12 protein-coding genes are annotated in these 12224 nt (G+C 42.1%); all 12 read left to right on the plus strand.

Annotated features, from left to right (window positions below):
* On the plus strand, positions 1-1040 hold a 1040-nt coding region (locus EAE89_RS05345; RefSeq protein ID WP_214085479.1), incomplete at its 5' end, for a hypothetical protein.
* A 435-nt stretch (positions 1041-1475) separates the two neighbouring features.
* Positions 1476-4277, plus strand: coding sequence for a two component system sensor kinase (locus EAE89_RS05350; protein WP_214085480.1), 2802 nt, complete (start codon positions 1476-1478; stop codon positions 4275-4277).
* A gap of 1 nt (position 4278) precedes the next feature.
* Positions 4279-4914: a two component system response regulator gene (locus EAE89_RS05355; protein WP_054480642.1), complete on the plus strand. Its 636-nt coding sequence runs from the start codon at positions 4279-4281 to the stop codon at positions 4912-4914.
* Between the two features lie 904 nt (positions 4915-5818).
* Positions 5819-6922, plus strand: a complete 1104-nt coding sequence (locus EAE89_RS05360) for a toxic anion resistance protein (RefSeq protein WP_054477165.1) — start codon at positions 5819-5821, stop codon at positions 6920-6922.
* A 56-nt stretch (positions 6923-6978) separates the two neighbouring features.
* Entirely contained in the window at positions 6979-8019 is a 1041-nt protein-coding gene (locus EAE89_RS05365; RefSeq protein ID WP_054477167.1) for a 5-bromo-4-chloroindolyl phosphate hydrolysis family protein, read from the plus strand.
* A 245-nt stretch (positions 8020-8264) separates the two neighbouring features.
* A complete protein-coding gene (locus tag EAE89_RS05370; RefSeq protein ID WP_214085481.1) occupies positions 8265-8663 on the plus strand; it encodes a DegT/DnrJ/EryC1/StrS family aminotransferase in 399 nt (132 codons plus the stop codon).
* Positions 8626-8898: a hypothetical protein gene (locus tag EAE89_RS05375; protein WP_167338257.1), complete on the plus strand. Its 273-nt coding sequence runs from the start codon at positions 8626-8628 to the stop codon at positions 8896-8898. Before EAE89_RS05370 ends, EAE89_RS05375 begins: the two co-directional genes overlap by 38 nt.
* A 182-nt stretch (positions 8899-9080) precedes the next feature.
* A complete protein-coding gene (locus EAE89_RS05380; RefSeq protein WP_054477173.1) occupies positions 9081-9440 on the plus strand; it encodes a hypothetical protein in 360 nt (119 codons plus the stop codon).
* Between the two features lie 43 nt (positions 9441-9483).
* Entirely contained in the window at positions 9484-9798 is a 315-nt protein-coding gene (locus EAE89_RS05385; protein ID WP_262499970.1) for a type IV conjugative transfer system protein TraL, read from the plus strand.
* Between the two features lie 10 nt (positions 9799-9808).
* Positions 9809-10588 (plus strand): TraE/TraK family type IV conjugative transfer system protein, encoded by a 780-nt coding sequence (locus EAE89_RS05390; RefSeq protein WP_054477177.1) that lies wholly within the window; start codon positions 9809-9811, stop codon positions 10586-10588.
* A gap of 2 nt (positions 10589-10590) precedes the next feature.
* Entirely contained in the window at positions 10591-11766 is a 1176-nt protein-coding gene (locus EAE89_RS05395; RefSeq protein ID WP_054477179.1) for a TraK domain-containing protein, read from the plus strand.
* A 5-nt stretch (positions 11767-11771) separates the two neighbouring features.
* On the plus strand, positions 11772-12212 hold the full coding sequence (gene htdO / locus EAE89_RS05400; protein ID WP_149616955.1) for a plasmid transfer protein HtdO: 441 nt from the start codon (positions 11772-11774) through the stop codon (positions 12210-12212).
* The last annotated feature ends 12 nt before the right edge of the window (positions 12213-12224 follow it).

A 12224-nucleotide genomic window follows, 5' to 3' on the forward strand; every position in this document is an offset into this window, starting at 1 on the left:
AAGAATTGCGACGTCAGCAGGAAGAAGAGCGATTGGAGCGAGAAGCACAGGATGCTTGGTTGAGACAGGAGGAAGAATTACGGCGTCAGCAGGAAGAAGAGTTACGACGTCAACAGGAGGAAGAGTTGCGGCGCCAGCAGGAAAATGAATTACAGCGCCAGCAGGAAGAAGAATTGCGACGTCAGCAGGAAGAAGAGCGATTGGAGCGAGAAGCACAGGATGCTTGGTTGAGACAGGAGGAAGAATTACGGCGTCAGCAAGAAGAAGAGTTACGACGTCAACAGGAGGAAGAGTTGCGGCGCCAGCAGGAAAATGAATTACAGCGCCAGCAGGAAGAAGAGTTGCGGCGCCAGCAGGAAGAAGAGTTACGACGCCAGCAGGAAGAAGAGTTGCGGCGCCAGCAGGAAGAAGAGTTACGGCGCCAGCAGGAAGAAGAGTTGTGGCGCCAGCAGGAAGAAGAGTTGCGGCGCCAGCAGGAAGAAGAGTTACGACGTCAACAGGAAGAAGAGTTACGACGTCAGCAGGAAGAAGAGTTACGACGTCAACAGGAAGAAGAATTGCAGCGCCAGCGGGAAAATGAACCGGAATCTTCTGAGTCATCTAAGCCTAGGAATTCTATGGAGGCGGAATTAAAGAAAAAGAAGAAAGAAGTAGATAGAAGAAGACGAGAGCGTGAGGCAGAGGAAAAGAGAAGACAGGAAGAGGAAGCGAAAAGACAGGAAGAAGAAAAGAAGCGACAGGAAGAAGAAAGGAAGCGACAGAAAGAAGAAAGGAATCGGCAGAGAGAGGAAAAGAAGCGACAGAAAGAGGAACGGGAACAGAAACGGGAACGCGATCTGTATGAGGAATGGGAACAAAAGACGGAGGAATGGAAAAGTGAAAAAACGAGGGACGAACAGGAATGGAAGGAATGGAAGGAATATGTAGATGCGAAAAAGAGAGATCAACGATATCTTTGGAAAAAAATGGATGCTCGGTATACGGCTAATTTTAGTAGCGGGAGTGGAGTAAGTTCATCTGAATGGAATGGTGAGGAATGAATAACAAACAACACCTATACCAACACCTACCAAGTAGCTTAACTCGGCAATCTGCTTAAAAAGCACTCATCCTTTCCCACATTAAGTATTGCTTGTGGGAAAGGAAAACTTCTGTTTATGAATAATCGACTGCCAGTGATCATAAAAATGTTTCGCTGGCAGATATTCATTCTCGTTTGGGCTTTGTTGAGATGAAATAAATGTAAAATTGATCTTGATCATAATTTAGTTAAATAATTTTGATAAGTTTTATCTGATTGTTATTTGCCATAAAGTATTTATTATCTTCTAGTGTGTTTTTCTTGAGTATAGAGTACCGGAAAGATATAACCCAATAAGGTAACGGCTAAACCTGTGGTTAATTTAACGTGATAGGCACAGAGTAATTTGGGTTTTTCACCAGGAAATATCTCTGAATAATAAGGAGATTATAAAATGAGAACACGTTCATCATTAGTGATTAAACTCACTCTGTTTCTATCACTTACGCTATTTCTTATATGGTTGATTTCTGTCATAGCGACGGCCTTTTTTTCTTTCAAACATGCACACCAGCATATGATGAATGAGCTATCACATCTTGCGACTTTACGAGCAGATTTAAGTAATCATCGTTTTGAAGGCGCAGAGAAAGATGCGCAGGAGCTGGCGAGGCGTTATGACGCTTATTATGAAAAGTATGAAAATGATAAAAATATTACGTCGAATACTGATAGCAAATATCTTCCCATCGATGGCAATATTTGTCGGCCCGATCACGAAATAAGTCAGGATAACTGGTTTATTCAGGCATATGGCGCTGCCGGACAAGCTTATTATCTGGACAGCTTTATTTTTAAGCGATCTCAAGGGATATCGATTTATCCTCCGGAAAAAATCTCAGATGATTATTTTGTCAAACGGTGTCTTGAATTGGCGAATTTTCCTATGAGTCCCAATCACGATAATATTTATTGGGGACAGCCGGAGCATATTCCCGGCAGTGGCTGGAGTATCTCGGTTGCTGCGAGTGATAAAATGGGGCGATTGACTGGATACGCGATTAAGTTCAATGATCTATTATCATACGGGCAAGCAGTCACTAATTATGACATTGATCTCTGGCTGAACAGCAATCAACAATTATTGCCGTTTTTCAAAGGGAAATTACCGCAGGATCAAGAGCAACATATTTTAGCATTGCTGAAAAAAGTCAAATTACATGATGGCTGGCAATATATTCCCGGTTATCAGGTATTACGTATCCAGCTTAAAGGCCCCGGTTGGCAGCAATTGGTATTGTATCCTACCAGAGGTCTATTTGAGGAAGTCATTGATCAGGCGATTATTCAACTTCCCTTTGCGTTGGTTATTTTATTAATGATAACGCTGACTTTATTCTGGATGTTGCATCATTACTTAGCCAAACCGTTATGGCAGTTTGTGGATATTATTGATAAAACTGGGCCGAGCGCTCTGGATGTCCGTCTGCCGGAGAATCGGCGTGACGAGTTGGGCCAAATAGCCAGAGCTTACAATGCGTTACTTGATACCCTGAATCAGCAATATTTCACATTAGAAAATAAGGTGGCAGAGCGCACCAAAGCATTAACGGAAGCAAAGCAACAGGCAGAGTTAGCCAATAAGCGTAAAAGTCGCCATCTGACGACGATCAGCCATGAATTGAGAACACCACTTAGCGGAACGCTGGGTGCATTGGAATTGCTGAAAACTGGCGAAATGAACAACGAACAATTGCAACTTGCAGAAACGGCACACCAATGTACATTATCTTTACTGTTTATTATCAATAAATTACTTGATTTTTCGCGTATTGAAGCCGGGCAGGTTGAATTACAGTATGCAACTTGCCCGTTGTTAACATTGTTGGATCAGTCAATGGCGACGATACAGGGAATGGCACACAATAAAAGGTTGACGTTAGAAACTTTTGTCTCCGCTGATGTGCCGCAATCATTAGTTCTTGATGCAATCCGTGTAAGGCAGATTCTGGTGAATTTGTTAGGAAATGCCTGCAAGTTTACCGATGATGGCGGTATTTGTCTGATTGTTACCCGTTCAGATAACACGCTGATTTTTGATGTGACTGATAGCGGGTGTGGTGTGGCACCAGAAAATATCTCATCGGTATTTAATCCCTTTTATCAGGTGCAAGAACATGCTCAAGGCACTGGGCTTGGGCTGGCTATTGCGGCTACGCTAGCCAAAATGATGGGAGGAAGTTTGAGGTTCAACAGTGCTCTTGGCTTAGGAACCAGCGTGGTATTTCAACTGCCGCTGACAGATTTTATTGAGCCAGAGTTATTGCAGGGGGAAGTCGATGCCCCATTGGTTTTACATCGTCAACTCATGGCATGGGGCCTCACCTGTTTGTCAGAACAGCATTACGGCGAGTTATCCGCCAATGACTTACGTTTTTTGCCGGGTCGTTTGCGGGATATTGTAGAGCGTCAGCTATCTGGAGCACCGCCACCTGTGCAGGATAACGTACCGTTACAGCCTTGGCGTATGCGTGTGTTATTAGTGGATGACGCAGAGACGAACCGGGACATCATTGGCATGATGCTGACCCGGTTAGGTCAGGAAGTGCAGTACGCTAAGGATGGTACAGAAGCATTATTGTTAGGCAGGCGTTACCGCTTTGATCTGGTTTTAATGGATATATTGATGCCGGGACAATGTGATGGTCTGGAAACCACTCGACTTTGGCGTATTGATTCTGACAATCAAGACTCAGAGTGCATGATTGTTGCTCTGACGGCAAATACAGTTGCCGAGGAAAAAGAGCGCGCTGCTCAGGCAGGAATGAATGATTACATATCCAAACCGGTTACGATTAACCAATTGGCCCAAATATTAGAGATGACAGCAGAATATCAGTTACGGCGTGATATTGATTTGATGATACAGCAAGAAACAGACAAGCCATTACTGTCCATAAACTTATTACGTATGCAAGAAAAGGTTCGCAGGGAATTATTAACTTTACTCGACGAAATTGAACAACATATTACTCAACAGGAGGTATTAGAAAAGCTCTTACATTCTATGAAAGGAGTGAGTGGGCAGGCAGGGCTTAATTCGTTGTTATGTATCATTGTTGAAATGGAAAACCAGGTACATAACGGCGCTCTGCCGCAAGAGAATGAGCTGATGAAACTACGTAAATTAATTAATGCAACACTGTGCTCTGCTGAGGAACACGAGCAGAATGCACCTTTTTCCGCGAGGTCCTAATATGATTTGCTATAAAGTTTTGCTAGTGGATGATCATGAGCTGATCATAGATGGAATAAAGAACCTTCTTGCTGCATATCCGCGTTATCAAGTAGTCGCGCAGGTTGATGATGGGCTATCTGTTTATGCTGCCTGCCGGGATCTGGTACCGGATATTGTTATTCTTGATCTTGGCCTTCCGGGGTTAAATGGATTAGATATTATTCCACAGCTTTGCCAACGCTGGCCAGATTTGCGCATACTTGCCCTGACTGCCCATGATGATGAATTAACGGCCAGCCGTGTATTACGTGCTGGGGCATTAGCTTATGTTTTGAAAACCAGCTCACAGCAGATATTACTGGCTGCAATTACCAGCGTTGCAGCCAAAAAAAGTTACGTTGATCCTAACCTGAATCAGGAGGCTGTTCACCTGTTAGGGGAGGGAACGAATGATGACAGTACATTACTTACTCGACGCGAGCGCCAAATATTACAGCTAATCAACGAAGGTAATGGCAACCGTAATATTGCGGAGATGCTAAGTATTAGTGTTAAAACAGTAGAGACTCACCGCCTTAATATGATGCGAAAACTCAAAGTTCATAAGGTGACTGAATTACTTAAATACTCGAGAAAGTTGGGATTAATAACTTGATCATGCAGACAGCATTAATGCTGTTGGATGACAATGGGCTATTAGAAATAGCTTGCAGAAACAGCCCGATTTATAGGGCTGTTTTTGTATTTGACAATAATATATAAATTGAATTTATGATTTTTTAATGTATGAAGATGATAATAATGTTTTATAAAGGATTAATTAATGTGAAAATATTATTTTATTATTGCAGGTTTACTCTCATTTTTTATTAATTTTTTAAAGTTATTTTTTGTTAACTTTTTGTTTTTATTGCATAAATTTTATTTTTTTAATGTTGCTGTTTAATTAAATAGGTTTTGTGTTTAATGGATTGGTTCTGGCAAAGGTTGTTTTAAATAATTATTTAATATTTATTTGTAATGTTGAAAATTAATATGTATATTTATCTTGAATCTAAAAAATAAAGTTTTTATTTTGTATATAATAAATGTTGAATTTTATTGAATGTTAGTGGGATAGATGATGTATATAAGAATACATGTAAATATATTGAAATTTATTATTAATGTTTAAAATTAAAGAATTAAAGAATTAAAGAATTAAAGAATTAAAGAATTAAAGAATTAAAGAATTAAAGAATTAAAGAATTAAAGAATTAAAGTTTTTCTTCTATAGTTAACCAAGGAAATTTTCTGAAACTTGTTCACAGGATGAGTTTGACAACAATGTTATTGTTGAAAAGTTCTTTTTTAGTTAGGGAACATTACGTATTCAATATAATTAAGGTCGCTTAAGATTTAGCTTATAACGCTGGTTTATGCAGGCATTTTTTATTTTATATGTCAATATTTACAAGCGAAGCAGGAAATAGAACTTGTTTTAAACATGTCATAGATACCATATAATATTCCTATTTTTTATATGATTATTTTACCTATTCAGCTAACAGGATTATTTCATGAGCACTAAAGTTATACCTACCCCAACATTCGGTCATGAGATGGTTATCAATGAGTCAACTACTCTGGTTGATCAAGAACATCTCAACGCATTAATAGATAAGATCGATATTTCTCAACCTGCGGCGGTGATCAGTTATGGTGCCAAGCCGATGGGGGAAATTGCTCGTTTTGCCGATACTTTATTAGATAATGTACGGACGAAAGAAGCCAATGAAGTAGGTCAGAAACTTTCAGCTTTAGTCATGTTTATTCGCGAACATGATGCGTTATCCGTAGAAGAGAAAAGCAGTGGATTTCTAAGAAATTTACCGTTGATCGGTGGAATTTTTAAGAAAGTCGAACGCACCATGATTGATCAGAAGACACTAACACAGCAAGTCGATACCATTGCCACTCATCTGGATAATGCAATGCTTAACTTGCTGCGTGATATTACTGTATTAGATCAACTCTACGATCGTAATCTGGGTTTTTATAAAGAAATATCGCTCTATGTTGAAGCGGGCAAACAGAAATTACAACAGATTAAAACAGTGGAATTGCCTTCACTACAGAGAAAGGCAGCAACGTCTCAAGACATGATGGATGCGCAGAGTGTTAAAGATTTGCTGGAAGATATTAATCGTTTTGAACGCCGTATTCATGATTTGGAGCTGTCAAAAACCATTGCTATACAGACTGCACCACAGATTCGTATTGTACAAAATAACAACCAGCAACTGGCGGAAAAGATCCAGAGTAGTATCCTTTCGACATTACCAATCTGGAAAAGTCAGATGGTACTCAATTTGTCACTGAAAGCGCAGGGTAAAGCGGCTAAATTGCAAAAAGAGGTGGCTGATACGACCAACGATTTATTGCGTAAAAATGCTGAAATTCTGCAACAGAGCAGCATTGCAACGGCGACTGAAGTGGAACGCTCTATCGTTGACATTGAAACCCTGCGTGATGTGCAGAGTCGTTTGGTCAATACGATTGAAGATACAATGCGCATTGCGTCAGAAGCGCGTATTAAGCGGACTGAAATCGAGAAAGAGCTATCTTCAATGGAAGATAATTTACGCCAGCGTTTAACTGCGGCGGCTAATGCACAATATTAATCATCTCAAGATGCTTCCTGACAGTAATGGATAATAGATAAGAGTAAAATATATATATGCCCACACCTCAATCATCGGCTGACCATAATGCGGCACAGCAGCAGGAACAGGAAGAGTTATCCTTGCTCGATAGCATTAAGCGGTCTTTATCGCGAGTACTGTTTCATATCAAAGTTTTTGTCCTCGCGTTTACGTTGGCTTGTGTTGCTCTGTTTGTTCCTTGGTCTTTTTTGACCTTGCCTGCGGATGATCATCATATTTCCAGCATGGTGCTATTATCAGGCTATATCGGATTATTAGCTCTTTATCCGCCACGTCCACATAGGTTGGCAACTTTGGCCGGTTGGTTGGTAGTGGTGTTGAGTCCATTGGCGGGACTGTGGGCTGTTGCGTTGTCGTTTGGTGGGTTAGCGACTTTGCTCATCACTATTATCAGACAACGTAAACTAGAGGTAAGCAGATTCCCGTTATTGCTGATAGCAGCGCTTATTATTGTATTGCTGTTTAGAATGGATACCCATGCTATTCCTGCTTGGTTCGGTGTTGCATTTTTTGCCATCGTGCTGATAGCGGCATTTATTGAATCTTGGCGCCATCTCCGGCGACAAAAAGCGTTGCGACGCCAACAACAGATTGTTGCTCGTCAACAAGCAGAGGAGCAGCGTCGGCAAGATGAAGCGCTGGCAGAGTTTGCGGAATATTATCAACAATTGGCTCAGATCAAGAGTTATAAGTCTGGCATGACATATGAGATACAGGAGTTGGTTAGCCAGATTGAGGAGAAAACGCAGGCGATCATTGGCTGTATGCGAGCTGATGCTAGGGATGTCACGCCCGGTAAATTATTTCTCAACCGTTATTTGCCAATGCTCGTCAAGTCATTGGAGCGTTGTGTTTCGTTAAAGGAACACAATGCTAATAGCGGACAATTCGAAGAGGTGAGATTACTGACTTATCAAGGGATGCGGGAAATGAGTGTCGCATTTAGTGAAATGCATCAGCGTTTGTTGGATAACGATATTGACGATCTACGGGTAGATCTGAAAGTAATGAATCAGTTGATCCGTTCCCAAGGATTTGGTACTAAGCACGATTAAAAAGGCTGAAAAATTGATGGGAATTGCGGAGCGGTATCATTGGATGTACTGCTTATCACCGTGGATAGTTAACGATAGTTCGTTTGGGTGGCTTGTTAATTGAGTCCCTATGAGGACCTTAATGCGGCCCTTTTTCAATCGGCCTGGCGGCATAGCGTTGCCTCTTTGTTGGCTGCACTCATTCACCCCGGTCACAGAGTTATCTCTGCTCCCGGGGATTCGCTCCCTTGCCGTCGCGATCCATCTTGAAATCTATTGGGTATATAACCTATAACAGAAGAGTTGACTTATTAGTTGTACATCTCGGATCGGCTGTTGCTGACCTACATGCCCTGCGGCGTATAGCAGAACAAAGCAACTTACTGTTGATAGAGGACTGTGCTCAGGCACATGGTGCCCATTTTGCTGGTCAACATGTTGGTACCTTTGGTAGTGCAGGCACTTTCAGCATGCAACACAGCAAACTGCTGACAAGAGGAAGTGCGTATTACTTCATTACTAACCCTGCCAATGAAACGCTTGTTATCACAGAGGGTTCTCCACATGCTATTGCTTCTATTATTTCGTGGTATTCGCTTAGTGCATATACCTACCACGCTGCTTGCAATGAGCGATTCGGTTATCTCACTCAAACAAGCGGTTAATATGCCGCAAGGCAAAAATCTCATCGGCTGTTTTCACACACCGGAAGCGGTTTTTGCCGATACCGCCTTTCTGCTGACTTTACCTACCCAGCACTTACGCTCTGGGTTATGCGAAATTATCAAGAATGTGCTGACGCTGGAAGTCTCGCAAGAAGTGGATAGTGTTTCACCTGCCGCAGAAGTTCGGGGAACTCATCAAGGCGCGGGCGTCCTCACCCATAGAGACGCTGGATAGATTTAAGCAAGCCCTCATTAATCAAAATCTGTCTTGCAAACGGGATGCGTTCATATAGTGACCATAGATTTTATCCATTCACAAAATCCTGAAAAAAGGGCCTCTATCTGGCCGTGACTCAAAATGGCGACGTTTATGATGATTCGGCTAGTCAATATGTTTCCACATTAACGGAGTCCAAGATGGAATTATCACTTTCTACTAACTTTTCTACAGCAACCTCATCGACTGAAAAGAAGGGGTGGTACCAAAGCACAACTGCAAAATTGATGTTGTGCTTATTGTTGAGTTTGGCTGTTTGCTCAATGGCTTTTGCTGGTTCTGACGACGGTGCGCTCGGTGACATTTGGGCGTATATGACTGAGAGCTTGACAGGCGCACCCGGCAAAATCCTTGCAGCAGCAATGTTGTTCTCTGCTGGTTACTTTTCAGTTCTTAAGCCAAATCCAGGTCTGGCCGTTGTCTCTTTTTTAATGATGTTGATTTTGGCTAACGGTGAAAAGATCATCAGCGGATTTATGGACGCAGGGGTTCCTCTCTAATTACCTTTTTGAGGGGGCCACCCCCTCTTAAACAGAGGTTATCGTGAACGAACAAACAGCACTGAATCATACATATCGCTTCCCGTACCGGATAAATCTCCCGTTACTGATTTTGTTTTGGGACGCTAAACAGCTGGGAGTCGCTTTTTTAGTTATGGCTTTCGGTAATATTTTTGAGTGCTTTACACTCGCGACCGTAGTGGCAGTGGTTTATTGGTATGCATACAACAAAGCTCTGGAACTCGGAAAAAGAGGGTTAATGCGCCACAGATTATGGTGGACAGGATTTCTACCGGGAACGTTTGTTTACTCAAGCCGCTATTTTACTGACCCGTTCATTCGCGAACTGTATTCGTAAGAGGCAGTACATGAAATTACTCAGCCAGATTAAAAAATTAGTGACTCTGGGAAAATCTGAATCCCCTGTTCAGGAGAATGTAACTGATGATCTGTCTCAGGACAAAGGTCGTTTAAAACCCATCCGAAAGTTACTTAGCCAACAGTCGCAAGAGTCGGGTGCAGGTATTACGTACAGTGAACTAATTTTACGCAATGCTAAAATTGTTAAATCTAATATTCTGCTTGCAGCTGTTGTTGCCGCAGTAGTCGTCAAGGTCATGTTTTTTAGCGATCCGATAACGATTATCACTCCGCCAAACATGACCGAAGAGATAAAGCTAATCGGCAATAAAACGTCCGAATCTTATAAAACTCAGTGGGCCCTGTTTTTCAGCACCATGGTTGGCAATATTAATCCCAAAAATATCAATTTTGTAACTGACTACATTACTGAAGCTTTGTCCCCTGAACTCCAGGCCAAAACCTCCGAGGAGTTACAAAATCAAGCGACGCTGATGGCAACTCGCGGTGTAGACCAATCATTCTCCCCAAACGATATTTACTACGATCCAAAAAATGACGTGGTTTACGTTTGGGGTAATAAGACTACTCGACTGATTAACGTGCCAGACAAAGTAGAATCGTCACGATGGACATATGAATGGGTACTCGGGATGAAGAATGGACGTCCTAGAATCGCGTACGTCAAACAGTACGCCGGTACACCAAACATCAAAAAAGTAACAATAAACGGCAAAGAGCAGCTGGCTAAGTTAGATGATGCGCCAGTGCAAGCAGGTGGGAACTAAGTATGAAAAAAAAATACAGGAGTATTTGTTTTGCGCTGTTAATGGCAGTTCATACAGCTTACGCCGGAGAATATCAGCTCCCGGCTGAGGTGAATAACAACGCAGCTATCGCTGTACCGGACAATTCAGGTAAGGTTCAGCAAGTTGTCACGGATGCTTTGTCAGTTGCTAAAAAACCGACTACCGATTTACCGTCAGTACAGCTCTCCCCAGCAGTCAACTCTATTACCGATGCTTTAGCAAAAAAAACGACATTTCTGGATGCCAAAAAGTCGAAGGTTGATGAATACGGTCGAACTGTAAATAATGGTGCAGAAGGTGCAGCACAACATGCTCAAAGTGCATCAACGAGCAAATCAGAAGCTCTTTACAACGAAGCACGAAACAGATATCAGCAGAGTCAACGTATTAATGTTCCGCCTGGAGGAAATGTTGTGTTACCCATTTCCCGTGGTCTGCAAAACCGTATATTTACTACTTTCAAAAATGCCAGCGTTTCCACATCAGCTTCAGTAGAAGATGCAAGCATTTATGTTGATGGTGGTGCAGTCTATATCACCACAAACAGCGACCGCCCTATTGGCATTATGTTATCGGAAGACAATGTGCCGGAAAGTACCTACAACCTAACGCTTTTGCCTCTGGATGTACCCGGCGCAATGATCTCGGTTTCAACGCAACTCACATCTGCAATGACGGCGAAACGTGAAAAGAGTATCGATGATCAGCAGTATCAACAAATGCTTGAACGTTCTCAGCAGGCAGAAATGCAACATGAGGACGCCAAACAAGACGATCATAAGCAACGCGTTATCGATTTGCTAACGCCGGTTGCTCTCGGTGAAGTCCCAAATGGGTTTAGCCTCCAGACTGATCGTCTAAGCCGTATCCCTGTGTCAGAACAAACACCATGCCGTTTCAGCATGTATGCCAAACTAGGTCAACGCCTAGTAGGTGCGCGTGAGTTGATCGATGTTGTTCTAGTGAAGAATGACAAACCTTATGGTCAGATTGTCCCTGACCAGCAGTGTATTAGCGAAGGTGTTATTGCCAGTGCGATTTTTGATAAGGCATTTTTGCAGCCTGGGGAAGAAACCGAGCTATATATTGTCCGGGATAAACTTTACCAGGAGCGTCAGGCTAGAGTAACAACCCGACCGAGCTTAATTAAAAAATAATAAAGATGGATCGAAAAGTAACTTTGCTAGTTATAGCCCGATACGGATTGGTGGCATTTGCCGTGTTCATTGCGAGTAGATGTTATTACCAGTCTACAAAGATAAGACGCAGCACAATAGAAATTATCCCGAGTAATCCGGTGGTCGAATATCGTGATGTACTTAATTCAGAGCAAAGCGTTATCAGGTTATCTGATACCACTCTTAAGAATAAATTTGTTGGTTCAGACGAAGTTGAACCGACAACCAAAGTGCAGAAAAAATACGATAAAGCTGATGGTGGAAGAGAGAGTTATCACTCGGTACTAAAAAGCCATAATGTGCCGGAACCTGTAACTTTCAGCTCCAATGATAATTGGGCAAAAGCTGGGGAACCTTACATTGTGCCTCAAATATCTGATCAAGATCGTCAACTCAAGATAAAACGTTATCTTGCACCTAAGTAATGGAGTTGAGTT

Origin of the sequence: Photorhabdus heterorhabditis, assembly GCF_018448905.1 — a bacterium.
GTDB classification, from domain to species: Bacteria; Pseudomonadota; Gammaproteobacteria; order Enterobacterales; family Enterobacteriaceae; genus Photorhabdus; species Photorhabdus heterorhabditis.

What these genes read in the sequence shown, in the direction of transcription:
- EAE89_RS05360 (WP_054477165.1), top strand. Translation starts at nt 5,819, where the DNA reads ATGAGCACTAAAGTTATACCTACCCCAACATTCGGTCATGAGATGGTT.
- EAE89_RS05355 (WP_054480642.1), top strand. Translation starts at nt 4,279, where the DNA reads ATGATTTGCTATAAAGTTTTGCTAGTGGATGATCATGAGCTGATCATA.
- EAE89_RS05380 (WP_054477173.1), top strand. Translation starts at nt 9,081, where the DNA reads ATGGAATTATCACTTTCTACTAACTTTTCTACAGCAACCTCATCGACT.
- EAE89_RS05365 (WP_054477167.1), top strand. Translation starts at nt 6,979, where the DNA reads ATGCCCACACCTCAATCATCGGCTGACCATAATGCGGCACAGCAGCAG.
- EAE89_RS05350 (WP_214085480.1), top strand. Translation starts at nt 1,476, where the DNA reads ATGAGAACACGTTCATCATTAGTGATTAAACTCACTCTGTTTCTATCA.
- EAE89_RS05390 (WP_054477177.1), top strand. Translation starts at nt 9,809, where the DNA reads ATGAAATTACTCAGCCAGATTAAAAAATTAGTGACTCTGGGAAAATCT.
- EAE89_RS05395 (WP_054477179.1), top strand. Translation starts at nt 10,591, where the DNA reads ATGAAAAAAAAATACAGGAGTATTTGTTTTGCGCTGTTAATGGCAGTT.
- EAE89_RS05375 (WP_167338257.1), top strand. Translation starts at nt 8,626, where the DNA reads ATGAGCGATTCGGTTATCTCACTCAAACAAGCGGTTAATATGCCGCAA.
- htdO (WP_149616955.1), top strand. Translation starts at nt 11,772, where the DNA reads ATGGATCGAAAAGTAACTTTGCTAGTTATAGCCCGATACGGATTGGTG.